Source organism: Candidatus Accumulibacter cognatus, assembly GCF_000584975.1.
Taxonomy (GTDB): domain Bacteria; phylum Pseudomonadota; class Gammaproteobacteria; order Burkholderiales; family Rhodocyclaceae; genus Accumulibacter; species Accumulibacter cognatus.
Genome location: NZ_JDST02000018.1, coordinates 97,148 through 121,853, shown reverse-complemented (window position 1 = coordinate 121,853; position 24,706 = coordinate 97,148). Strand labels below are relative to the sequence as shown.

Here is a 24,706-nt window from a genome sequence, read left to right as displayed (position 1 = left end):
GCAGGCTGCTCAGGCAGGCTCGGCCACAAGTTCGGCATACAGATCGTGCTCGTCGGCATCGACCACCCGCACCCGCAGAAAGTCACCCGGTTTGGCGTCGAAATGATCATTGACGAACACCAGGCCATCGATTTCCGGCGCATCGGCGGCCGAACGGGCGATCGTTCCCTCCTCGTCCACCTCGTCGACCAGGACGTCGATTTCACGCCCGATCTTCGCCGCCAGCAACTCTGCGGAAATATCTTCCTGCAACTCCATCAGACGAAGCCGGCGTTCCTCGCGAAGCTCCTCTGGCAGCGCACCCGGCAAGGCATTGGCTGCCGCGCCGGCAACCGGCGAATAGGCGAAACAGCCGACGCGATCGAGGCGTGCCGCCGCGATGAAAGCCAGCAATTCTTCGAATTCCGCTTCACTCTCTCCTGGGAAGCCAGTGATGAAGGTGCTACGCACCGTGATCTCGGGGCAGACGGCCCGCCACGCCTGAATCCGTTCGAGATTGTTCTCGGCACTCGCCGGACGCTTCATGGCCTTCAAAATGCGCGGGCTGGCGTGCTGGAAAGGCACATCGAGGTACGGCAGCAGCTTGCCCTCGGCCATCAGCGGCAACAGCGCGTCGACGCTCGGATACGGATAGACGTAGTGCAGGCGCACCCAGATGCCCAGCTCCGCCAGCGCTTCGCAGAGTTCCTGCAGCCGGGTCCGCAACGGACGACCACCGACAAAGCCGGTTCGGTACTTCACATCGACACCGTAGGCGCTGGTGTCCTGCGAAATGATGAGCAGTTCGCGCACGCCGGCGTCGGCCAGCGTTCTGGCTTCCTGCAGCACCTCACCGATCGGTCTGCTGACCAGAGGTCCGCGCATCGAGGGGATGATACAGAAAGTGCAACTGTGATTGCAGCCCTCGGAAATCTTCAGGTAGGCAAAATGCTGCGGCGTCAGCTTGATGCCCTGCGGCGGGACCAGGCTGGAGAACGGGTCGTGCGGCTGCGGCAAATGCGCATGCACTTGCTGCAGCACTTCGTTGGCGGCATGCGGGCCGGTCACCGCCAGTACCTGCGGGTGCGCCTGGCGGATCACTTCTTCCCTGGCACCCAGGCAACCGGTGACGATCACCTTGCCGTTCGCGGTCAGAGCCTCGCCGATGGCGTCGAGCGACTCCTCTACCGCGGCATCGATGAAACCGCAGGTGTTGACGACGACCAGATCAGCGCCTTCGTAGGAAGGCGAAATCAGATAGCCCTCGGCGCGCAACCGGGTGAGAATCTGTTCCGAGTCGACGAGCGCCTTTGGGCACCCAAGGGAAACCACACCTATGCTTTTCGGTCTGGACATGAAGCGCTACCCGAATGAAAAGGCTGCGAGTATACAGCCAGCTCCGTTTTCATGATGCAGGACAGCGGTCGGGCGGTCGGGCCGGGTAGCCATAGGGAACAGCATCGATACCGGACGATCCCTCCTGGTTCGTGTTCCGGGCAGCGCCGGGTGCGCATGAAAGTGTTGCCTGAACCCGTATAATGGCGCCTTCACTCCCACAGGTTCAATCGTGTCCGACCGTCTTGCCGTACTGTCCCAATACTTTCTGCCCAAACAAGCCCTGAGCACAATCGCCGGCAAGCTCGCCGAGAGTGAGGCCGGCGGCCTGACGACCCGTGTCATCCGCTGGTTCGTTCAGCGCTACGGCGTTGACCTGAGCGAGGCCGTCGATACCGATCCGATCAGCTACAGGAGCTTCAACGAGTTCTTTACCCGACCGCTGCGTGCCGGTGCCCGGCCGCTTGCCGACGCCGCTTTTCTCTGTCCGGTCGACGGTGCGATCAGTCAGTTTGGCGCCATCGAACACGACCAGATTTTTCAGGCCAAAGGTCATCGCTATTCGACCGTCGCCCTCGTCGGCGGCGACCGCTCACTCGCCGCCCGCTTCGAGAACGGCGCTTTCGCCACCCTCTACCTCAGTCCGCGCGACTATCACCGAATTCACATGCCGGTTGACGGCCGCCTGACGCGAATGATCCATGTTCCCGGCGCGCTATTCTCGGTCAATCCGGCGACCGCACGTGGCGTACCGGGATTGTTCGCCCGCAACGAGCGGGTCGTTTGCGTCTTCGAGGCCGGGTTTGGCCCATTCGTCCTGATCCTGGTCGGCGCGACCATCGTCGGCAGCATGGCCACCGTCTGGCATGGCACCGTCAACCCACCGCGTGTCCGCAAAATTCGGGAATGGCGCTACGACGATCAGCAGATCGTCCTCAAGAAAGGCGATGAAATGGGCCGCTTCCTGCTCGGCTCGACGGTGGTCGTACTCTTCCCGAAAGACACGCTCCACTTCAACCCGGCCTGGGCGCCCGCCCGCCAGATCCGCATGGGCGAGATGATGGCTACTCCTGCCGAACGATCTCGGCCTGCACCCGAGGGATCAGGCGACAATTCCGGTAGAACCTGATGATCCGGGCGATTCCCCAGCAGACCAGCGTTGGCAGCGCGGCAATGATTGCCGCGCTGACGGCGACCCGGGCAAAGCTGCCGGTCGTAATCAGCGGGACTTTGGCGGCGATACTGGCGAAGGCCGCCACGAAGGCGGCAACGAAGATGATTCCCAGGGTCCTCATGTTCAGGATTCCTCGCGTGCGATGATGGCAGTGGTGATGGCGCTGTCTGTACCTGACGAATCCCCGCGGGCAGGCAGGATGCCGACGCATCAGGCTGCCAGAGCACCGTTCGTGCTGGGCCAGGAATCTCGTTCGAAGCAAACGAATTATGTGTTGCACCGGCGAAATGGCAAGGAACTACTTCTCGGTTTTCGAACTTATACTTATTGGTTTTTTGCGCGAGGCGGCAGTGGATTCAAATGGTTTGACAGTTTTTTCACGAGCGTCAGTGATGCCGGCGATCGCTTCGGGAGCCCCCACCCACCTGGCGCGCGCCTGGCTGTGGCTGGGGGTGATGGCGCTGATCGGTTCGGGTCTGCTGGCGGTACTGCTGGTCCTGTCACGGACACCGGGGATTCAGGATGTCTTTCCGCTAAAGGATCTGTTCCGGGCTGCGCTGGTGGTGCATGTCGACCTGTCGGTAGCCGTCTGGTTCATGGCCTTTGCCGCAGTGATCTGGAGCGCCGTCGGCAGCGCCAGCTTGACGTGGCTCGGCTGGATCGGTTTCGGCCTGGCAGCGCTGGGAACGGCGCTGATGACCGTTTCACCGTTCTTCCCCGGCGCCGAACCAATGCTCAACAATTATATCCCGGTACTCAAGCAACCCCTCTTTTTTACCTCGATCTGGATCTTCGCTGCCGGCTTGAGCCTGACCGTGCTGCGCGCCCTGGTCACCACCTGGCCACAGCGCCCGCTTGCCGAGCCGCTGCTCCTCGGCGCCTTTCTCGGTGCCGTCGCGGCCTTGCTGGCGCTGGGCGCCTTCTACATATCCTGGGCGCAGGTACCCTGGGTCGAGGGAATGATATATTACGAAGTATTGTTCTGGGGTGGCGGACACGCTCTGCAGTTCCAGCATGCACTGCTGATGGTTGTCGCCTGGCTGTGGATCGCAGAGCAACTCGGCCGTCGGTTGCGGGTTTCGGCACGCGCGCTGTCGGTGCTGTTCCTGGTCGCGGCACTGCCACTGCTGGCCGTACCGGCAATCTATCTGTTGGTGCCGGTCGGCTCGCTGCCACATATGGAGCTGTTCGCCAAACTGATGCTCTGGGGCCACCCCTACATGGGGCCGTTGATTCTGCTCGGCGCCCTGTCGCTGTGGCGCTTGCGCGGCATGCCGACGAATCCCGACAGCCCTGCCAGGTCCGCTCTTCTGGCGTCCTTCATCCTGTTTGCGCTCGGGGGAGTGCTCGGTTATCTGATTGAAGGGGTGAACGTCGTCATTCCGGCGCATTACCACGGATCGACGGTCGGTGTGACACTGGCCTTCATGGGACTCGCCTATGTGCTGCTGCCGAAGCTCGGCTTCGACCACGCAACGGGCCGCATGGCGGTCTGGCAGCCTCACGTCTATGGCGCCGGGCAGTTGTTGCACGTGCTCGGTCTGGCGTGGTCGGGGGGTTATGGCGTGCAGCGCAAGGTGGCCGGTGCCGATCAGTTGCTGACGACGCTGCCGCAGAAGATCGGCATGGGCATGATGGGCCTCGGCGGCCTGATCGCGGTCATTGGGGGACTGATGTTCGTTCTCGTCTGTCTCAAGGCGATGTCGCGGCACAGCGGACGATGAAGCAAGCACTGGGGCTGGCGGTAACGGCCGGGGTGGCGACGCTGGCGACGATTGGTTGGCTGGGTTATCGCCTGATCGAGCAGAATCGTATGCCGGTCAATGATATTCCCTCCGCCTTGATCTCGTCACAGCAACTGTCGCCAGCGCAGGAGCAGGCACAGGCCGATGCAGTCATGGGGCTGACGCTGCCCGATCTCGACGGGCGCCCGCAGGCGATTGCGCAGTGGCGTGACAAGATTCTGGTGGTCAATTACTGGGCCAGCTGGTGCGCCCCTTGCGTCGAGGAAATACCCGCCTTCTCACGCCTGCAGCGCCAATATGCGGCGCAAGGCGTACAGTTTGTCGGCATCGGTATCGACAATGTGGAAAACATGCAGGCCTTCGTCAAGGCCACGCCGATCTCCTATCCGCTCCTGGTCGCCGATCCGGCTGCCAGCCAGATGCCTGGCCTGCAGATCAAGGGCCTGCCCTATACATTGGTGATTGGCCCTGACGGCCGGGTGCAGGGTAGCCGCCTGGGTCGGCTCGACGAGTCCCGACTGAACTCGATCCTGCAGCGCCTCGCCCCGCGGTAAGCGGGCAAGGCATCACCCGAAACTTGTGTTTTGCCCAAGGGATAGCCGCTTCAGCCTGCGACAATTCGCCGTAGAATGTCACCCCATGAGTTCGCCATGCCATTGCCTCCCGCTCGCCGTCGCGCTGCTGGCCGTTCTCGCCGCCTGCGGGAACGAACGGCCGCCCTTCTTCCAGGGCTACGTCGAGGGTGAATTCCTGTATCTGGCGGCGCCGCAGGCAGGTTACCTGAAAACAATCGACAGCCCCCGCGGTAGCCGCATCAAGGCCGGGCAGACGATCTTTGCGGTCGCTGCCGACCCGGATTCACAGACCCTGGCCGAAGCCGAAGCGCGCACCAGTTCGGCCCGTGAAAAACTCTCGAACCTCGGCGAACCCCGCCGACCACCCGAGATCGCTGCCCTCGAGGCACAGGTGCGTGCAGCCGAGGCGGCATTGCAACTGGCGCAAACGCAGCTTGGTCAACAGCAGGCGCTGGCGCAACGTAATTTTGTCTCGCAGGCCAGACTCGACGAAGCAAAAGCGACGCGAGATCGTGATGCCGCACAACTCGAAGCCGTCCGGCAGCAACTGGCAAGCTTCCGGATTTCGCTCGGCCGCCAGGGCGAGGTGCGCAGCGCCGCCGCCGAGGTCGAGGCAGCGGCGGCAGTGGCGGCGCAGAAACGCTGGCTGGTCGAACGCAAGGCGGTCACCGCCCCAGCCGACGGCGAGGTGGCCGATACCTACTATCAGCCTGGTGAATGGGTACCGGCCGGTGCGGCGGTCGCCAGCCTGTTGCCCGATGCTCGCCGGCGCCTGCGCTTTTACGTGCCGGAAGCGCTGATCGCCGGCATCCGACCAGGCCAGCCCGTCGAAGCGCACTGCGACGGCTGTGCCGAAGCGATCCGCGCGAGCATCGATTTCATCGCCCCCGAAGCCGAATATACGCCACCGGTAATCTACAGCCGCGGCAGCCGCGAGAAACTCGTCTTCCGCGTCGAAGCCGTGCCGGCGCCGGAACAGGCTGCCCGACTGCGGCCCGGACTGCCGGTAGACGTGCGCCTCGGCAGCCGATGAACGGCTTGGTCATCGACGTTGCCGGCATCAACAAACGCTTCGGTGACAAGCACGTGGTCAAGGATCTGAGCCTGCAGGTCCGCCAGGGGGAGATCTACGGCTTCCTCGGCCCCAACGGCAGCGGCAAGACGACCTCGATCCGCATGCTCTGCGGCCTGCTGACGCCGGATAGTGGTCGCGGTACCTGCCTCGGACTCGACGTCCTCCGGGAAAGCGCCGCGATCAAGCGCCAGGTAGGCTACATGACCCAGAAGTTCTCCTTGTGGGACGACCTCTCGATCGGCGAAAACCTCGATTTCGTGGCACGCATGTTCGGCATGCGCGAACGCCAAAAGGCCATCGATCGATCTCTCGATGAACTCGGCCTGAGCGGCCGGCGCCGACAGCTGGCCGGCACCCTCTCGGGTGGCTGGAAGCAGCGCCTGGCGCTCGCCGCGTGTCTGCTCCATCAACCCCGGCTGCTGCTTCTCGACGAGCCGACCGCCGGCGTCGATCCCAAGGCACGGCGTGATTTCTGGGAGGAAATCCACCGCCTTTCTGCCGCCGGGATCACCATCCTGGTGTCCACGCACTACATGGACGAAGCCGAACGCTGCCATCGTCTGGCCTACATCGCCTACGGCAGCCTGTTGGCCAATGGCACCGCCAGCGAGGTCGTCGCCGGTTGCCGTCTGAGCACCTGGGAAGTCAGCGGCGACGGCGTCCACCGCCTGGCCGAAGATCTGCGCGGGATGGCCGGTGTCGACCAGGTGGCAAGCTTCGGTGCGACGCTGCACGTCAGCGGTCAGGACGGAGCCCGTCTGCAGGCGAGCCTGCAGGCGCTCTCGCAGCTTCGCGAGGTACGCATCACCACCGTGGCACCCTCGCTCGAGGACGCTTTCATTCACCTCATGCAGCATGCCCAGGACCCCTTCGCCGACTGAGCGCATGGAACATTTCTCCCGCTTCTCCTTTTCCCGCTGGGTCGGCATCCTGCTCAAGGAATTCATCCAGTTGAAACGCGACCGGCTGACCTTCGGGATGATCGTCGGCATCCCGATCATCCAGCTCCTGCTCTTCGGATTCGCCATCAATTCCGACCCGAAACACCTGCCGACCGCCGTGGTCATGGCCGACCCCGGCCCTTTCGCGCGCGCCTACGTCGCCGCCATGGCCCACAGCGACTATTTCCGGATCGTCGGCCAGGTCGATGAGCATCAGGCCAGCGAACTCCTCGACCGCAGCAAGGTGCAGTTCGTCGTCACCTTCCCGCCCGGTTTCCATCGCGACCTGGTGCGCGGCAGGAGTCCGACGCTGCTGGTCGAAGCCGACGCCACCGACCCGATGGCCACCGGCGGTGCCATCTCGGTGCTCAAGAGTCTCGGCATCGAGGTCTTCGCCCCCGACCTGCCGGGGCTGCAACGGGTGCCGACGCCACCGGTCGAACTGCGCATCCATCGCCGCTACAACCCCGAGGGGATCACTGCCTACAACGTCGTGCCAGGATTGCTCGGTGTCATCCTGACCATGACCATGGTCTTGATGACCGGTCTGGCGATGACTCGCGAGCGCGAACGGGGCACCTTCGAGCACCTCCTCGCGACGCCGGCCACCCCCCTCGAAGTGATGACCGGCAAGATCGTTCCGTACATCCTGATCGGTCTGGTTCAGGTCACGCTGATCCTGCTTGCCGCACGCTGGCTCTTCGACGTACCGATGCACGGCAGCCTGTTGCTGCTCTACGCAGTGGTGCTGCTGTTCATCTGCGCCAACCTGACGCTCGGCATCACCTTCAGCTCGATTGCCCGCAACCAGTTGCAGGCCATGCAGATGACCTTCTTCTTCTTCCTGCCATCGATGCTGCTCTCGGGTTTCATGTTTCCCTTTCGCGGCATGCCGGAATGGGCGCAGGCGATCGGCAATATCCTGCCGCTAACGCATTTTTTGCTCCTGGTACGTGGCATCCTGCTCAAGGGCAACGGCGTCGACATGCTCTGGGAACAAGTCTGGCCGATCCTCGCCTTCATCGCGGTGGTCCTTGGCGTCGGGCTGAAGACCTTTCGCAGAACGCTGGACTGAGGTCCGCCCATGGTCATGCGCAAAGGGCATGCGAACACGTCTTGCTTTTTTCTCCTGATATCAGTCCTTTGGTGTCGTGGCATTCGCACCAGCCACAAGCTTGCCTGAAGAACCGGCCCATCATGTCAAGAATCGGCGGCACCGGTGCGTGAGTCAAATCCGACCATGCCGAGTACCTGGCCGAGGTCGTGCGAAGGACGACTGCGCAGGATTTCGCTGCGTTCATGGCTAAGTCGTGGATTGCTGGTGCCCGTTGTCGTTGGGGGCCAAACAGTGACCGTACGGCTCGCAGAATCGCGACTCGACACTCGATTGCCTGACGATTGACGCTGGATTACACCCACCAGTTGACCGATAATGAATGCGGGTCGTCGCCCGACAGAACCGGCAGGCAATGACTCTCCAGAGTTGAGCATTTGTTTGCAGCACGACCACGCGACTTTCCCGTTCATCAACACCAGTCACTCCCATTTTCGCCCAGCAGGAGCCACCATGAGGTCTATCCCGTCCCCTTTCATATCCGCAGATTGGACTTGCCGCTGCGCACTTGCCGGGCTGGCCAGCGCCGCGCTGCTGCTGACCGCTGCCTGCGATAAGGAAAAGGCGGCACCACCAGCGGTGCCGGTCGTCGAGATCGTCACCGTCTCGCAAAGGGACGTACCGATCTACATGGAATGGATTGGCTCGCTGGACGGCAACGTCAATGCCGTCATCCGGCCACAGGTCACCGGCTATCTGATCAAGCAGAACTACCGCGAGGGCGACCTCGTCAAACAGGGACAACCCCTGTTCGAAATCGACCCACGCACTTTCGAGGCCGCTGTTGACGAGGCCAAGGGATTACGCGCCCAGCAGGCAGCCCGCTACGAGACGACCCGCGCCAACCTCGCCCGCATCAAGCCGCTGGCGGCCATGAACGCCGTCAGTCAGAAGGACCTCGACGACACCACCGGCGCCGATCTTTCCGCCAAGGCGTCGCTCGAAGCCGCCGACGCCTCGCTACGGACTGCGAAACTGAATCTGGCTTTCACGAAGATCACCTCGCCGGTGACCGGTATTGCCGGCATCGCCAAGGCGCAGATCGGCGACCTCCTCAGCCCGAGCATGCCGACCGAACTGACCACGGTGTCGACCGTGGACCCGATCAAGGTCTATTTCAACATCAGTGAGCGGGAATACCTCAAGGTTGCCGGCGAGAGAACGGACGCCAGCAAGCAGGTGCCGCTTGAACTGTTCCTCGTCGACGGCTCGCTCTATCCCCACCCCGGAAAGTTCTTCGTGCTCAACCGGCAGGTTGACTCGAGCACCGGCACTTTCAAGGTTGCGGCATTGTTCCCGAATCCGAAAAACCTCCTCCGCCCCGGTCAGTACGGGAAGGTGCGGGCAACGATGGCGGTCGAGAAGGGCGCGTTGCTCGTCCCACAGCGTGCGGTTACCGAAATCCAGGGCAAGTACCTGGTGGCGGTCGTCGGCGCCGACAACAAGGCCGACATCCGTCCGGTCAGCGTAGGCGAGCGCATCGGTTCGGACTGGATCATCAGCAAGGGGCTGCAGCCCGGCGATCAGGTAATCGCCGAGGGAACGCAGAAGGTCCGCGCGGGAATGACCGTCAGTCCGAAGCCCTTTGTCGCGGATGCGCCAGCCGTCGCCGCCCCGGCCAAGCCCGGTGACAAGCCGGCTGCGCCGGCGCCGGCGAGCAAGGGGTAAGCGGCCATGTCAAAGTTCTTCATCAATCGGCCGATCGTGGCCATGGTCATCTCGATCCTGATGACCATCGTCGGTCTGGTCGCCATGGCCGGGCTGCCGACCGCCCAGTTCCCAAACATCGTGCCACCGCAGATTCAGGTCAGCAGCACGTACACCGGCGCCGATGCGCTGACCGTCGAGCAGGCCGTAGCCACCCCGATCGAGCAGCAGATGTCCGGCGTCGACAACATGGACTACATGTATTCGATCAATGCCAATAACGGCCAGTCCACGCTGTACGTCAACTTCGCACTGGGCACCGACGCCAACACCGACCAGTTGCTCGCCCAGATGCGCGAAGGCCAGGCCGAGTCGCAACTGCCGTCGGACGTGCGCAACTACGGCGTCACTGTCGCCAAGTCGACCTCGTCGCCGCTGATCATGTTCGCGCTCTACTCGCCGAACGGCACCTACGACAACATCTTCCTCGCCAACTATGCCTATATCAATATCAATGACCAGATGACGCGGGTCAAGGGAATCGCCAGCGTCTCCGTCTTCGGTGCCGGCCAGTATGCGATGCGGCTGTGGGTCAAGCCCGACCAGTTGGCCAAGCTGAACATCACGATCCCGGAGATCATCAACGCCGTCAATACGCAGAACACCGTCAATCCGGCCGGAACGATTGGTGCCGAGCCGGTTCCGCGGGGCCAGGAGTTCACCTACGCGGTGCGCGCGCAGGGTCGCCTGCAGAGCACCGAGGAGTTCGGCCGCATCGTGCTGCGCGCCAACCCAGACGGCTCGGTCGTGCGCGTCGGCGATGTTGCCCGCATCGAACTTGGCGCCCAGAACTATAGCCAGCAGGGCCGGCTCAACGGCAAGCCGGCTGCCCTCATCGCCCTCTACCAGATGCCTGGTGCCAATGCGCTGCAGGCCGCGGACGGCGCCAAGCAGCTGATGGAGAAGATCAAGCAAAGTTTCCCGCCTGACCTGGACTACGTTGTCGCCCTCGACACGACGCTATCGGTTACGGAAGGGATCAAGGAAATCAAGCATACGCTGTTCGAGGCGCTGGTACTGGTAATGATCGTCGTCTTCGTCTTCCTGCAGGGTTGGCGGGCAACGCTGATTCCCTTGCTAGCGGTACCGGTATCGCTGGTCGGCACCTTCATGCTGTTCCCGATGTTCGGCTTCTCGATCAACACGCTTTCGCTGTTCGGTCTGGTGCTGGCGATCGGCCTGGTGGTGGACGATGCCATCGTCGTGGTCGAAGCCGTCGAGCACCACATCGAGCACGGCCTGTCACCGAAGGACGCGACACTCCGGGCCATGGAAGAGGTTACCGGTCCAGTGATCGCCATTGCCGTCATTCTGGCGGCGGTTTTCGTGCCGACCGCCTTCATTCCGGGGATCACGGGCCAGCTCTACCAGCAGTTCGCCGTCACCATCGCCATCTCTGTGATCATCTCGGCGTTCAACGCGCTGACCCTGAGCCCTGCACTCTGCGCGATGCTGCTCAGACCCAAGGTCAAAGGCAGCGGGCCAGTGCAGAAGTTCTACGACTGGTTCAACGGGGTGTTTGGCCGCATTACAGGGGGCTATGTCGGCATTTGCCGGATCGCCATCCGCCGAAGCCTGATCAGTCTTCTCTTTCTGGTGGCCGTCACCGTCGGCGCCGGTTTCTTCGGCAAGCTTGTCCCCGCCGGCTTCCTCCCGGACGAAGACCAGGGTTACGTCTTTGCAGCTGTCCAACTCCCCGATGCGTCATCGCTGCAGCGTACGTCGGAAATTGCCGCGCAAGCGGAAGATCTGATCATGAAGGTGCCGGGCGTCCAATACACGTCCACCGTCATCGGCTACAGCATGCTGAGCCAGGTGACCAATACCTACAGCGCCTTCTTCTTCATCACCCTCAAGAACTGGGCAGATCGCAAACAGCCCGAGGAGCAGTACACCGCGATCAAGGCGGAGCTGACGAAGCGGCTTGCCAGTATCCCGAGCGCCATCGCTTTTGCGTTCCCGCCACCGGCAATCCAGGGGGTCGGCACCTCGGGCGGTGCCACCTTCATTCTCCAGGACCGTGCCGGCAAGGACATCGCCTTCCTCGCGGAGAATACCAGCAAGTTCATCGAAGCCGCGCGGAAGCGCCCGGAGCTGGCCAGTGTTTCGACCACCTTCCGGCCAACCGTTCCGCAGCTCTTCATCGACGTCGATCAAGACAAGGTGCTCAAACAGGGCGTCATCCTCAGCGACGTGTACAAGACGCTGCAGAGCTTCCTGGGCAGCGGCTTCATCAACTACTTCAACCGCTTCGGCCGCCAGTGGCAGGTGTATGTTCAGGCCGAGGGCGACTATCGCACCAACATCGAGAATGTTGGCCAGTTCTACGTGCGCAACAACAAGGGCGAGGCGGTGCCGCTGTCGGCGCTGACATCGATCCGTAATGTCGCCGGTCCAGAATTCACGATGCGTTACAATCTTTATCGCAGCGCCCAGATCAACGCCTCGGCGGCGCCCGGCTACAGTTCTGTACAGGTCATGCGGGCGCTCGAGCAAGTCTTCGCCGAGACGATGCCCAGCGAAATGGGCTACGATTATTCCGGTATGTCGTTCCAGGAGCAGAAGGCCCAGCAGGGCGTCTCACCAGCCGTCATCTTTGGCTTCTCGCTGCTCTGCGTCTTCCTGATCCTGGCGGCCCAGTACGAGAGTTGGTCGCTGCCTTTCTCGGTGCTGCTGGGTACCCCGATCGCCGTCGCTGGCGCCTTCTTCGCGCTGTTGTTGCGCGCCCAGGAACTCAACGTCTATGCGCAGATCGGCCTGGTGATGCTGATCGGCCTGGCGGCAAAGAACGCGATCCTGATCGTCGAATTCGCCAAGATGGAGTATGAGAAAGGCGAGCTGTCGCTCGCCGAGGCAACGCTCAAGGGCGCGCAACTTCGCCTGCGGCCGATTCTGATGACTTCCTTCGCCTTCATCCTCGGCTGCGTGCCGCTGGCCATCGCCAGTGGCGCTGGCGCCCTTTCGCGGCAGGTCATGGGCAGCGCGGTGATCGGCGGCATGCTGGCGGCTACCTGCCTGGCCATCTTCATCATTCCGGTGACGTTTTTCATCGTCGAGAAGATCAGTCATAAGGGAGAAACCGGAGTGCGCAGTCACCCGGCCAGCGACGGCGTGGCCGAAAAACTCGAGGCGCCCGCAAAGCCGGTGGAAAAGGAGGACGATCGTCATGCGTAAGCCACTGCTCGTGACATTGCTGGCGCTGCTGGCCAGCGGTTGCATGGTCGGCCCCGACTACGTCCGCCCGCCGGTAGAGACGCCAACGGCTTGGCGCCTCAGTGAACAGGACGCCCGCGACCTCGCCAATACCGTCTGGTGGGAGCAACTGGGCGACCCAGTGCTCAACGATCTGGTGGCGACGGCGCTGCACGAGAACAAGGACCTGATGATCGCTGCCGCGCGGGTTGATCAGTTTGCCGGCAACTACGGCATCGTTCGCTCCGGCCTCTTCCCGCAGGTGGGCGCCGGCTATGAAGTCCGCCGGCAGCGAGACGTCAGCGCCGTGGTGGTCGGCGCCGGTGGCGACGAGACCTACAACAGCTATAACGCGGTGTTGAACGCCAGTTGGGAGATCGACATCTGGGGCCGCATCCGCCGCCAGACGGAAGCGGCACGTGCCCAACTCCTGGCCAGCGAGGAAGGCCGGCGCGGTGTCATCCTGTCGCTCGTCGGCAGCGTTGCCGGCGCCTATATCAACCTGCGCGACCTCGATCGCCAACTGGAAATTGCCAGGGCAACGGCCAAGAGCCGCGGTGAGTCGTACGAGATCTTCAAACTGCGCTTCGAGGGGGGCATCATTTCGGTGCTCGAACTGAGCCAGAACCGATCGCAATACGAGGAAGCACTGGCGACCATCCCACCGCTCGAAAAAGCGATCGCCCAGCAGGAAAACGGGCTGAGCGTGCTGCTCGGTCGCAACCCCGGCCCGATACCGCGCGGCAAGGACATTGACCATCTCACGCTACCGGCAATCCCCGCCGGCTTGCCGTCGGATCTGCTTGAACGCAGGCCCGACATCCGGCGCACGGAGCAGGACCTGATCGCTGCCAATGCGCTGATCGGCGCCGCCAAGGCGGCCTACTTCCCGACCATCTCGCTCACTGGCCTCTTCGGTTACGCCAGCACGAGCCTGAGCAATCTCTTCGACAGCCAAAGCAAGGTCTGGAGTTACGGCGCACCGATCACGATGCCGATTTTCACCGCTGGCGCGATTGCCGGTCAGGTACAGGCCGCCGAGGCGCAGCAGCAACAGGCGCTGTTTGCCTACCAGAAGGCCATTCAGGAGGCTTTCCGCGAAGTCAACGACGCGCTGATCAGCCAGAACCGGACCCGCGAGCAGCTCAAGGCGCAGCGGCGCCAGGTCGAGGCGCTGCAGCAATACGCCGCCACCGCCCGCCTGCGCTACGACAACGGCTATACCAGCTACATCGAGGTGCTCGATGCCGAACGCAGCCTGTTCAATGTTCAGCTGCAGTACACGCAGACGCAGCAAATAGAGTTTCAGTCCCTGATCAATCTTTATTTGGCCATGGGCGGTGGCTGGGTGAGCGAGGCTGAGAAGGTGGCGAACACGACTGGTGCACAATGAGAACCCATCCGGGCGCCGCCGTGCCGCGCCGGATGGGCGTTCGTCAAGCCAGGTGACGGACAACGCGCCGCCGCCGTTGGCAGCCCTGCAGTTTGCCGCTGGCCTCGCGGCCGGGCCGGACGGTTGGCAGTGCAGCAGCATTCGCAGATGGATACCTTGAAAGGAGCGAACGATGAGCAAGAAGCGTAAACAAGGAAGGAAAGCCGGGATCGGGACAATGATCAATGCCGACATGTCGAAGGAGTCGACCGAGAGCGCAACGCCCGAGACGGCCGCCGCCGAACAGCCAGCGAAGAAGATGTCCAACCGCACCTACCTGAAGGAACTCGAAAAGCTCGAGGCCGAACTGGTCCATCTCCAGTCTTGGGTGATCCAGCAGGGCCTCAAGGTGGTGATCGTCTTCGAAGGCCGTGACGGCGCCGGCAAGGGTGGTACGATCAAGGCCATCACCGGCCGCGTCAGCCCGCGCGTCTTCCGGGTCGTTGCCCTGCCGGCGCCAACCGAGCGCGAAAAGAGTCAGATGTACGTGCAGCGCTACCTGCCGCACCTACCGGCCGCCGGTGAGGTCGTGATTTTCGACCGGAGCTGGTACAACCGCGCTGGTGTCGAGCGCGTCATGGGCTTCGCCAGTGAAGAACAGGTGGAGGCTTTCCTCAAGGGGGCACCCCTGTTCGAAAAGCTGATGGTTTCTGGACTCAACAATATCATTCTGCTCAAGTACTGGCTGGAAGTCGATATGGATGAGCAAACACGCCGCCTCGAAGCGCGCATCACCGATCCGCGCAAGCAATGGAAGCTCTCGCCCATGGACCTCAAGTCCTACAGCCACTGGTACGACTACTCGCGCGCCCGTGACGACATGTTCAAGCAGACCGATACGGAATGGGCTCCGTGGTTCGTTGCACGCTCCAACGACAAAAAGCGTGTGCGCCTGAACATCATCAAGCACATCCTGAGCAGCATTCCTTACAAAGTAGTCAAGCAGCCGAAGATCACCCTGCCCAAACGGCAGAAACCGGGCGATTACCAGGAAGTCAAGCTGACGCTCAAGTATGTCCCGGAAGTTTACTGACGCCGACAGGAGATAGCGATGACCGAACCATACAAAGGTTCAGATGGCCCAATGCTACAGCCGGTCGGGATTCCTCAAAGGCCGCTCGCTGGCAGGAAGGCGCTGGTCATCGGCATCGCCAACAAGGACTCCATCGCCCATGGCTGCGCGCGCGCCTTCCGAGCCTGCGGAGCGGATCTGTCGATTACCTACCTGAACGACAAAACGAAGCGCTACACTGGCGAACTCGCTCAGGCACTGGGCGTTGACGACGCGCTTTACTTGCCGTGCGACGTGCGTCAACCGGGCCAGCTCGAGGCAGTTTTCGAGACCATTGAGCAGAAATGGGGCAAGCTGCACGTCGTTCTGCATTCAATCGCCTTTGCGCCCATGGAAGACCTGCATGGCCGGGTTGTCGACTGCTCGCGGGACGGTTTCCTGATGGCAATGGACATCTCGGTGCACTCGTTGCTGCGCGTTGCGCATCTGGCCGAGCCGCTGATGGAGAAGGAAGGTGGCAGCATTTTCACGATGAGTTACTTCGGTGGCGAGAAGGTCGTCCCGCACTACGGGATCATGGGACCAGCTAAGGCAGCGCTGGAGTCGGCTGCCCGCTACCTGGCTGCGGAGCTGGGGCCGAAAGGCATCCGCGTCAACGTCATCTCGCCGGGACCGGTCATGACCCGGGCGGCATCAGGAATCGATCGCTTCGACGAACTCCTGGCCAAGACCAAGGAAAAGGCGCCGACCGGAAAACTGGTTACCCCCGATCAGGTTGGACTTGCGACGGCCGCACTGGCGTGTGATTTCGCCTCGATCGTCACCGGTGAGGTTCTCTATATGGACGGCGGTTACAACATCATGGGTTAATCGTGCGGCAGCGCACTCGCTGCACACAACAGATTTGAACCTTATCAGGGCGGGCCACAGGCTGCACACTGCCGACCTCGGAACCGAATTGGCTCGCCCCTCTCGCCTCTACCCTCCAGCGCAAAGAGCACACAGATGAGCCCGGAAATCCTCCAGAACCGCTGTTTCGACGACATCCTCATCGGCGATACGGCGAGTATCCGACATACGCTGACCTTGCAGGACGTGCAGCTTTTCGCTGCGGTTTCAGGCGAGATCAGTCCGACCCACCTCGACTCCGAGCTGGATAAACAGCTCGGCCCCGGCGATCTGAGCGCACACAGCATGTGGTTGGGCGCCCAGGTCTCCGGACTGCTCGGTAATCAGCTCCCCGGCCCGGGCACAGTGTACGCTGGGCAGGATCTTGAGTTCCACGCGCCGGTCACCATCGGCGAACAGATCACGCTGAGCATCACGGTGCGTGAGAAGCATGCCGAAACCCGTCTCGTTACTTTTGACTGCCGCTGCATCAATGCCCGCGGCGAGACGGTGATGACCGGTACTGCCCGCGTGATTGCGCCCAAGGTGAGAATCACCATGGAGCGTCCGGACGCTGCGCAGGTATCTATCCAGAGCCATGACAACCTCGAGAATTTCGTCGGGCGCTGTCGGCAACTACCTCCGGTAGCCGTCGCAGTAGTGCATCCCTGCGACGAATCTTCTCTTGGCGCTGCCCTTGAAGCCACCCGCGAGGGCCTGATCGAGGCCATCCTGGTGGGTCCGCTGGCGCGCATCCGTATGCTTGCCGTACAACGGGGTTTCGATCTCACCGGCATCCGCCTTGAAGACGTGCCGCACAGCCATGCTGCGGCCTTCCGTGCCGTTGAACTGGTCCGCCTCGGACAGGCCGCAGCGCTGATGAAGGGCAGCCTGCATACCGACGAACTGATGACTGAGGTGGTCAGCCGGGAAACCGGCCTACGCACCGAACGGCGCATCACGCACGCCTTCCTGATGGACGTGCCGACCTACCACAAGCCATTGATCGTCACTGATGCGGCGATCAACATTTCTCCCGATCTCGACACCAAGCGCGACATCTGCCAGAACGCGATCGATCTGGCGCATGTCCTCGGCATTGCCCGCCCCAAGGTGGCGATCATCTGCGCAATCGAAACGATCAATTCCCGGATGGCGTGCACCACCGACGCCGCTTCACTGTGCAAGATGGCCGACCGCGGCCAGATCGCGGGCGCCATTCTCGATGGTCCGCTGGCACTCGACAACGCCATCAGCAAGGAAGCTGCGCGGATAAAGAAAATCGACTCCCAGGTGGCTGGCGATCCGGACATCCTGGTCGTCCCCGATCTCGCGGCCGGCAACATCCTCGCCAAGCAACTCACCTTCATGAGTCATGCCGACGGCGCCGGCATCGTTCTCGGCGCGCGTGTGCCAATCATCCTGACCAGCCGTGCCGACAATAAACGGACCAAGCTGGCCTCCTGCGCGATCGCCTGCCTGATGGCCAGCGTGCCAATGGTGGATGGTTTGACGAAGAGCGGAGGCTGAAATGGAAAAGGTGATTCTGGTCATCAACGCCGGCTCGTCAAGCCTGAAGTTCTCGGTTTTCGAGCTGCAAGACACGGGTGAAATGCGCGTCAGGGCAGTTGGCCAAGTGGAAGGTCTCGGCACGGCCCCGCGACTGAAAGCAAAAGATGGCAAGGGCCAGAGCATCGCCGATGAATGCTGGCCAAACAGCCAGGTAGCGAATCATGCCCAGGCTCTGCAGGAAATCGCCACACTCCTGCGTTCCCGCTTTGCGGGACAGGTTCTGGCCGGTGTCGGCCACCGCGTGGTGCACGGTGGTCCGGATTATTCAGCCCCGCTCCTGGTTACTCCAGAGGCGATGGATGCGCTCGCGGCTTTCGTGCCGCTCGCGCCCTTGCACCAGCCGCACAATCTCGCCGCCATCCGCGCGGTGCAGGCCGTGCAACCGGAGTTGCCACAGGTGGCCTGCTTCGATACCGCCTTTCACCGCACACAGGATATGGTTGGACAGCTATATGGTCTGCCCTACGAATACTACGAGCGGGGTATCCGGCGTTACGGTTTTCATGGCTTGTCCTACGAGTACATTGCCGCAACCCTGCCAACGATCGCGCCCGAAATCGCCAGCGGGCGGGTCGTGGTGGCGCATCTCGGCAGCGGTGCGAGCATGTGCGCGCTGCTCAACGGTCGCAGTGTCGGTAGTTCGATGGGCTTCACCGCACTCGACGGCTTGATGATGGGTACCCGACCAGGCAACATGGACCCCGGAATCGTCCTCTACCTACTGCAGCAGGACGGCCTCTCGGCGAAAGAGATCGAAGACCTGCTCTACAAGCGCTCCGGCCTGCTCGGCCTGTCCGGCATCGGCAATGACATGCGCGTTCTGTTGGCCAGCGATGCACCGCGCGCTAGTCTGGCGATCGACCACTTCATCTACCGCATCAAGCGCGAACTCGGCGCGCTCGCGGCTGTCCTCGGCGGCCTCGACGCCCTGGTGTTTACCGCCGGCATCGGCGAGAACAGCGCCCGCATCCGGCAACTCGTCTGTGAGCAGGCGCAATGGCTGGGCATCGACCTCGACCTGGCAGCGAATGAACAGGGAAGCGCCCGCATCAGCAGCGCTGGTAGCAGGGTATCGGCATGGGTGGTACCGACCAACGAAGAACTGATGATCGCGCGCCATACCTGCAAGCTCCTCGCCCTGTGATCAACCCTCGCCAGGCAGGCACGGATTGAAGTCATATTTGAACCCCTCCCCTAACTCAGTCGAGACAAAGGACTCGCATGATCACATCACTTCCTCGCCATAACGGCATTCTCCTGCATCCCACCTCTTTGCCGGGGCCGCATGGCTCAGGCGACCTCGGCCCGGCGGCGTATCATTTCGTCGACTGGCTGGTTGGCGCCGGGCAGTCGGTGTGGCAGGTGCTGCCACTCGGCAGTGTTGGGCCAGGCAACTCGCCGTACATCAGCCCTTCAGCTTTTGCCGGCAATGAACTGCTGATCGATCTGTGCCAGTTACGCGACGCCGGCTGGATCACCGAGGCCGATCTCAAGTCGGTCCCCAATTTTCCTGCGGGGCGGGTCGATTACGACGCAGTACGGCGCTTCCGGATTGCCCACCTGCGACGCGCCGCCAAACACTTCTTCAGCCACCAGAGCGTTGGTCAGCGCCTGGCTTACGAAGGCTTCTGTAATACTGCGCGCGGCTGGCTTGACGACTACGCGCTGTTCATGGCACTCGATATCACCCACGGCGGTGATGGCCGAATGTGGCAGGATTGGCCTGCGCCGCTGGCTAAACGCCAGCCGACAGCGCTCTGTGAAGCCCGCTCCCAGCTCGCCGAAGAAATCGATTTCTGGAAGTTCTGCCAGTGGCGCTTTTTCGATCAATGGTCGGCACTCAAGCACTATGCCAATGCTCGTCACATCGAACTCGTCGGCGACCTGCCGATCTTCGTCGCCGCGCACAGTGCCGATGTGTGGGCTAATCGACAGCTATTCGACCTCGACAGGAAAGGATATCCACGCGTGGTGGCCGGTGTGCCCCCGGATTACTTCAGCGCCACCGGACAGCGCTGGGGCAACCCGCTGTACCGCTGGTCGGCACACGCGGCTGAAGATTATCGCTGGTGGGTCGAGCGGATGCGGCAAACGATGAAGCTTTGCGACGTCGTGCGTATAGACCATTTTCGCGGTTTCGAGTCATTCTGGGAAATTCCCGCCGCAGCCGAGACGGCCGTGAACGGGACTTGGCGGCCAGGCCCGGGCGAAGCCGTGTTCAACGCCATGCGCCGCGAGCTGAGCGACGCGCAAGGTCGGTTGCGGATCATCGCCGAGGATCTCGGAATCATCACCCCAGCAGTCGATGCCCTGCGCCTGGCGATCGGTCTGCCCGGCATGCGTATCCTGCAGTTTGCCTTCGACGGCAACGCCAAGAATCCCTACCTTCCTCACAACTACGAAGCCAACACGGTGGTCTATACGGGCACCCATGACAACGACACCAGCCGCGGCTGGTGGGAATCGCTCGGTCATCCGGAGCAGGACTATGTGCGCTCCTACCTGGGCATCGGCGACGACAGCAGCGAAGAAATACACTGGCAACTGATCCGCCTTGCCTGTTCCTCGGTTGCCTCGCTGTGCGTCATTCCCATGCAGGACGTGCTCGGCCTCGATTCGACGCACCGCATGAACGCACCGGGCCTCGGCGAGGGGTCCTGGGAGTGGCGCTTCAGCTGGCGGCAGGTCGATGATTCGCATGCCAGGCGCCTTGCCGAACTGACACGTCTATACGGACGAAAGCCGGGTTGAGCGCGCCAACCCCCCTGAACCTCGCACTGCAAGATGGAACGTCGAACGAGCCGCATTGTTCAATGCTGGACAAAGACGCGCGTCTACCCATCTGCTTGGACCAGCAGCGGCTGATAGGGAATCGGCTTCGAACTTTCCATCCCTGATGAACCGGGCAGCATGGAGGGAACCGACAGACCGAGGGCCTTCGGTTTTTCCTTCAGCAAGCGCTGGATGTCGGCGGTTGGAACGTGGCCATCGACGACATACCCGGCGATCTTGGCGATATGGCAGGAGCCCAGCCGATCCGGCATGCCCAGCTTCTGCCTCATAGCCGAAACGTCCTCCACGTCATGCGCCTTGACGTCGAAGCCGTTCTGCCGCACATGCTCACAACCCATTTGCCACAGCACCCGCAGTACGGTCTCTTGAATACCTCGACCACCGTGGCTTGCGCCATGGCGGCAGAAGCGCCAAGAACAGAGATCAATAGCAGCGCATTTCGGTTGAGCTTCATGATGGAATTCCTCGGTTATTCGGATGGAAACAGTGTTCCCTATTCATCCCGACAGGAAGCTGACCCGGAAATTACATTTTTGTTATCTGCGCCATCCTCTTGCTGTCGCCTGAGCGGGTGGCCTACCACATCAATGCTTGTGATCCGTGTGCCCATCCTTCGCGGCAGCCAGCGGGGTAAAGCGCGCCTGTTCGGCCGCTTTGCCCGGAACAGTGATCGACACGACGACTTTCATGTCCGGCGCCGACAGGTACTTGGCCATCCCCTTGAGCCGGTTATCGCCATCAGGCGCAAGTGTCGCGGTCGCCTTGGCCTTGCCGGCCAGGATGGTTGCCGTGCCGCTTGCGCCGCTGGTCGCAACTTTCTTACCGTCGTGATCGGTGACATACACGACGACCGCGTTGTCCTTCGCTTCCTTGCTGTCCTTGGCGACCACCAGTTCGTAATGATAGACGCCGGCCATGCGCAACTGGCCACCGTTGGGCGCTTTCTGGGTTTCCAGGACATCATCGGTATGGGCAAGTAACGTCGGGCCCGCCAAACCAAATGCACTGGCGGCGGCAATCAGGAACAGGGCTTTCTTCATGAAACTCTCCTTGGTGGGTGGAACGGGTCAGAAACTTTCTTTTTCCTGGCTGGCCAGCAGACTATCCATGGGGCGTTTCCCCCACAGCCAGAACATCACCGGGGTCAGCAGGGTATCGAGCAAGGTCGAGCTGACCAAGCCGCCGAAGATCACTACCGCCACCGGGTGCAGTACTTCCTTGCCCGGTGCGTCGGCAGAGAGCAGCAGCGGCATGAGCGCGAAGGCGGCCACCAGCGCAGTCATCAGCACCGGGGTGAGGCGTTCGAGCGACCCGCGCACGATCATGTGCTGGCCGAAGGTTTCGCCTTCGAGAGCGCAGAGGTTGATGTAATGACTGATCTTGAGAATGCCGTTGCGAGTGGCGATGCCCGTCAGCGTGATGAAGCCGACCAGCGCCGCCACCGACAGCGGCTGCCCGGAAATCCACAGGGCGATCACACTGCCGATCAGCGCCAGCGGAATATTTCCCATGATGATCAAGGTCAGCGCCATCGAGCGGTAGCGGCTGTAGAGCACCATAAAGATCATCGTCAGCGACACCAACGCGAGCAAAGTGATCAGCTTGGCCGCCTGCTCCTGCGCCTGGAACTGACCTTCGAGCGTGGTGAAATAGCCCTCGGGCAAGGGTTTGGCGGCCAGCTCGGCGCGGATATCGGCGATCACCTTCGACATGTCGCCGCCGTCGGTGTTGGCTGCGAGTACGATACGCCTGCGCGAGTTTTCGCGGCTGACCTGATTAGGACCGTCGCTTTCCTCGACGCTGGCGATCTTGGACAAGGGCACGTAGCCGATTGGCGTCTCGATCAGCAGATCAGCCAATGCCTGCGGCCCGCGCGCGGACTCCGGCAAACGCACCAGCAGGTCGAAGCGACGGTTGCCTTCGATGATCTGGGTGATTTTTTCGCCCTCGATCATTTGTTCCAGCCCACGCAGCAGGTTGCCGGGCGCCACGCCGTAGCGTGCTGCCTGCTCGTAGTCGAGGCGAATCTTGATCTGCGGGATCAGAACCTGCTTTTCGATCTGTAGATCAGTCACACCGGGGATCCGCGCCAACCGATCGCGCATCTCGGCCGCCAGTCCGCGCAGGGTATCGAGATCGTCGCCGTAAATCTTCAGGGCGATCTGGGCGCGCACGCCGGAAAGCAGGTGATCAAGGCGATGCGAAATCGGCTGGCCGACGTTGGAGGCGGCTGGCAGGCTGGCAAGACGCTGCCGGATGTCAGCGATGATCTGCTCGCGGTTACGCTCGGACGCCTTGAGATCCACATCCATCTCAGTGTAGTGCACGCCTTCGGCATGCTCATCCAGTTCTGCGCGGCCGGTACGGCGTCCGACCTGCGTCACCTCGGGCACTTGCATCACCAGTTGCTCTGCCAGGGTGGCGATGCTGTTGGATTCGGCGAGCGAGGTTCCTGGATTAAGCAGGACATTGACCGTCAGCGTGCCTTCGTTGAACGGCGGCAGAAAGGAGCGCGGAAAGAAGGAAACGCTTGCCGCGACGATGATGACCAGAGCGACGGCCCCGGCCAGCAGGCTGCGCGCATGACCGAATGACCAGTGAAGAAGCTTCGCATCCCAACGCTTGAGCCAAATTACCAGCGGGCTGTCGCCAGCGTGGTGCTGCTTCATCCGCGGCAGGAGGTAATAGGCCATCACCGGCGTCAGCGTCACCGAAACGATCATGCTGGCGAGAATCGAGACGATGTAGGCAATGCCGAGCGGGCTGAACAACCGCCCCTCGATGCCCGGCAATACGAACAGGGGCACGAACACTAGGACGATGATTACCGTCGCATAGACGATGGCGGAACGTACTTCCAGCGTGGCAGCGGCGATAACCTCCGCCACCGGGAGCGGGGAATCAGCGGTTCGGTTCAGCTTCAGGCGCCGCAACACGTTCTCCACGCCGACTACTGCGTCATCCACCAGTTCGCCGATGGCGATGGCCAGACCGCCCAGCGTCATGGTGTTGATCGACAGGCCGAAGTAATGGAAGACAAGCGCCGTTGCCAGTAGCGACACCGGAATCGCCATCAGCGAAATCAGCGTGGTACGCACGTTAAGCAGGAACATGAAGAGGATTACAGCCACCAGGATGGCGCCATCGCGCAATGCCTCTTCAACGTTGTTTACCGAATGCTCGATGAAGTCGGCCTGCTTGAACAGGAAGGACGGCGCGTCAAAGCCCTTGGGCAAGCTCTTGCCGAGTTCGGCCATCGCTTTCTCGACCTCTCTGGTCAGCTTGACGCTGTCGGCAGCCGGCTGCTTCTGCACCGACAGGATCACTGCCGGCTTGCCCTTGTAACTGCCTTCGCCACGCTTGATGGCCGGAGCGAACTTCACGTCCGCCACCTGCTTGAGCAGGATCGACTGGCCGTTCTTGACCGTCACGACAAGATTCTGCAAGTCTTCGATCCGCGAACTGCGACCAATCTGACGGATCAGCCATTCGCGTCCCTGGGCTTCGAGAAAGCCGCCACTAGTGTTGGCGCCAAAGTCCTTCAGGGCAGTTTCCAATTTCTCCCGCTCGATGCCGAGCGCCTGGAGCTGCGCCGGTTTGATTTCGATGCGGTATTGCCGCACTTCGCCGCCGATCGGAATGACCTGGGCGACGCCGGGAATGGTCAACAGGCGCGGGCGCACCACCCAGTCCGCATATTCGCGGACGACCATCGGACTGATCTTGTCGGGATCGGCTGGTAGCGCGATCAGCAGAATCTCGCCCATGATCGACGAGAGCGGACCGAGCTGCGGCACGATACCGGGAGGCAGGGCTTCGCGCACCAGATTCAGGCGTTCGGCAATCTGCTGGCGGTTACGGTAGATGTCCGAGCCCCATTCGAACTCGACGTAGATGATCGACAGGCCGATGCCCGACACCGAGCGGATGCGTGTTACGCCCGGCATGCCGTTCATGCTCGACTCAACCGGGAAGGTGACCAGTTGCTCGACTTCCTCCGGTGCCATGCCGCCAGCCTCGGTCATCAGGGTAACGGTCGGCTTGTTAAGGTCGGGGAAAACGTCGACCGGCATCTGTCGCAGCGTGATCGCGCCATAGATGATCATCAGCAGCGAGATGCCAAGAACAATCATCCGCTGCTTGAGGGCAGCATGAATAATGTAGTCGAACAT

19 protein-coding genes are annotated in these 24,706 nt (G+C 62.0%); 14 read left to right on the top strand and 5 right to left on the bottom strand.

Features of this window, described 5'->3' with window-relative positions; translation table 11 throughout:
* Nucleotides 1-9 precede the first annotated feature (9 nt).
* The gene (gene rimO, locus AW06_RS04665; protein ID WP_034946261.1) at nucleotides 10-1,335 is read right to left on the bottom strand and encodes a 30S ribosomal protein S12 methylthiotransferase RimO; all 1,326 of its coding nucleotides are present in this window, start codon (nucleotides 1,333-1,335) and stop codon (nucleotides 10-12) included.
* Between the two features lie 211 nt (nucleotides 1,336-1,546).
* Here rimO and asd point away from each other — a divergent pair, with 211 nt between their 5' ends.
* Nucleotides 1,547-2,443 (top strand): archaetidylserine decarboxylase, encoded by an 897-nt coding sequence (asd, locus tag AW06_RS04660; RefSeq protein ID WP_273704382.1) that lies wholly within the window; start codon nucleotides 1,547-1,549, stop codon nucleotides 2,441-2,443.
* Here asd and AW06_RS19895 read toward each other — a convergent pair.
* Entirely contained in the window at nucleotides 2,379-2,609 is a 231-nt protein-coding gene (locus tag AW06_RS19895; RefSeq protein WP_138677872.1) for a hypothetical protein, read from the bottom strand. The genes asd and AW06_RS19895 overlap by 65 nt on opposite strands.
* Nucleotides 2,610-2,880: 271 nt before the next feature.
* On the opposite strand from AW06_RS19895, the gene AW06_RS04650 reads away from it, so the two are divergent.
* The 13 genes from AW06_RS04650 to malQ all read left to right on the top strand — a co-directional run bounded on the left by AW06_RS04650 (nucleotide 2,881) and on the right by malQ (nucleotide 20,492).
* Nucleotides 2,881-4,212 (top strand): cbb3-type cytochrome c oxidase subunit I, encoded by a 1,332-nt coding sequence (locus tag AW06_RS04650; protein ID WP_171047276.1) that lies wholly within the window; start codon nucleotides 2,881-2,883, stop codon nucleotides 4,210-4,212.
* Nucleotides 4,209-4,787, top strand: a complete 579-nt coding sequence (locus AW06_RS04645) for a TlpA disulfide reductase family protein (RefSeq protein WP_034946255.1) — start codon at nucleotides 4,209-4,211, stop codon at nucleotides 4,785-4,787. Before AW06_RS04650 ends, AW06_RS04645 begins: the two co-directional genes overlap by 4 nt.
* A gap of 85 nt (nucleotides 4,788-4,872) precedes the next feature.
* Nucleotides 4,873-5,841 carry an HlyD family efflux transporter periplasmic adaptor subunit gene (locus AW06_RS04640; RefSeq protein WP_034946251.1) on the top strand — a complete coding sequence of 323 codons (969 nt, stop codon included), beginning with the start codon at nucleotides 4,873-4,875 and terminating at the stop codon, nucleotides 5,839-5,841.
* Nucleotides 5,838-6,764 carry an ABC transporter ATP-binding protein gene (locus AW06_RS04635; protein ID WP_034946249.1) on the top strand — a complete coding sequence of 309 codons (927 nt, stop codon included), beginning with the start codon at nucleotides 5,838-5,840 and terminating at the stop codon, nucleotides 6,762-6,764. The genes AW06_RS04640 and AW06_RS04635 overlap by 4 nt, the downstream gene beginning before the upstream one ends.
* Before the next feature lie 4 nt (nucleotides 6,765-6,768).
* Entirely contained in the window at nucleotides 6,769-7,899 is a 1,131-nt protein-coding gene (locus tag AW06_RS04630) for an ABC transporter permease (protein WP_034946246.1), read from the top strand.
* Between the two features lie 492 nt (nucleotides 7,900-8,391).
* Complete coding sequence (locus AW06_RS04625) at nucleotides 8,392-9,606, top strand: efflux RND transporter periplasmic adaptor subunit (protein ID WP_034946243.1); 1,215 nt, start codon at nucleotides 8,392-8,394, stop codon at nucleotides 9,604-9,606.
* Between the two features lie 6 nt (nucleotides 9,607-9,612).
* Complete coding sequence (locus AW06_RS04620; RefSeq protein ID WP_034946240.1) at nucleotides 9,613-12,819, top strand: multidrug efflux RND transporter permease subunit; 3,207 nt, start codon at nucleotides 9,613-9,615, stop codon at nucleotides 12,817-12,819.
* Nucleotides 12,812-14,230: an efflux transporter outer membrane subunit gene (locus AW06_RS04615; RefSeq protein WP_034946237.1), complete on the top strand. Its 1,419-nt coding sequence runs from the start codon at nucleotides 12,812-12,814 to the stop codon at nucleotides 14,228-14,230. The genes AW06_RS04620 and AW06_RS04615 overlap by 8 nt, the downstream gene beginning before the upstream one ends.
* A 232-nt stretch (nucleotides 14,231-14,462) precedes the next feature.
* On the top strand, nucleotides 14,463-15,302 hold the full coding sequence (gene ppk2, locus AW06_RS04610) for a polyphosphate kinase 2 (RefSeq protein WP_034946334.1): 840 nt from the start codon (nucleotides 14,463-14,465) through the stop codon (nucleotides 15,300-15,302).
* 51 nt (nucleotides 15,303-15,353) lie between these two features.
* On the top strand, nucleotides 15,354-16,151 hold the full coding sequence (fabI, locus tag AW06_RS04605) for an enoyl-ACP reductase FabI (protein ID WP_034946332.1): 798 nt from the start codon (nucleotides 15,354-15,356) through the stop codon (nucleotides 16,149-16,151).
* A 135-nt stretch (nucleotides 16,152-16,286) separates the two neighbouring features.
* The gene (locus AW06_RS04600; protein WP_034946234.1) at nucleotides 16,287-17,699 is read left to right on the top strand and encodes a bifunctional enoyl-CoA hydratase/phosphate acetyltransferase; all 1,413 of its coding nucleotides are present in this window, start codon (nucleotides 16,287-16,289) and stop codon (nucleotides 17,697-17,699) included.
* Nucleotide 17,700: 1 nt separating this feature from the next.
* Nucleotides 17,701-18,885: an acetate kinase gene (locus AW06_RS04595; RefSeq protein WP_034946231.1), complete on the top strand. Its 1,185-nt coding sequence runs from the start codon at nucleotides 17,701-17,703 to the stop codon at nucleotides 18,883-18,885.
* 77 nt (nucleotides 18,886-18,962) lie between these two features.
* Nucleotides 18,963-20,492, top strand: a complete 1,530-nt coding sequence (gene malQ / locus AW06_RS04590; RefSeq protein WP_034946230.1) for a 4-alpha-glucanotransferase — start codon at nucleotides 18,963-18,965, stop codon at nucleotides 20,490-20,492.
* A gap of 83 nt (nucleotides 20,493-20,575) precedes the next feature.
* Here the strand turns inward: malQ and AW06_RS04585 are convergent, their stop codons facing one another.
* The 3 genes from AW06_RS04585 to AW06_RS04575 form a co-directional block, all read right to left on the bottom strand.
* Entirely contained in the window at nucleotides 20,576-20,884 is a 309-nt protein-coding gene (locus AW06_RS04585) for a DUF411 domain-containing protein (protein WP_324545361.1), read from the bottom strand.
* A 234-nt stretch (nucleotides 20,885-21,118) separates the two neighbouring features.
* Nucleotides 21,119-21,574: a hypothetical protein gene (locus AW06_RS04580; protein ID WP_034946228.1), complete on the bottom strand. Its 456-nt coding sequence runs from the start codon at nucleotides 21,572-21,574 to the stop codon at nucleotides 21,119-21,121.
* 27 nt (nucleotides 21,575-21,601) lie between these two features.
* The gene (locus tag AW06_RS04575; RefSeq protein WP_034946226.1) at nucleotides 21,602-24,706 is read right to left on the bottom strand and encodes an efflux RND transporter permease subunit; all 3,105 of its coding nucleotides are present in this window, start codon (nucleotides 24,704-24,706) and stop codon (nucleotides 21,602-21,604) included.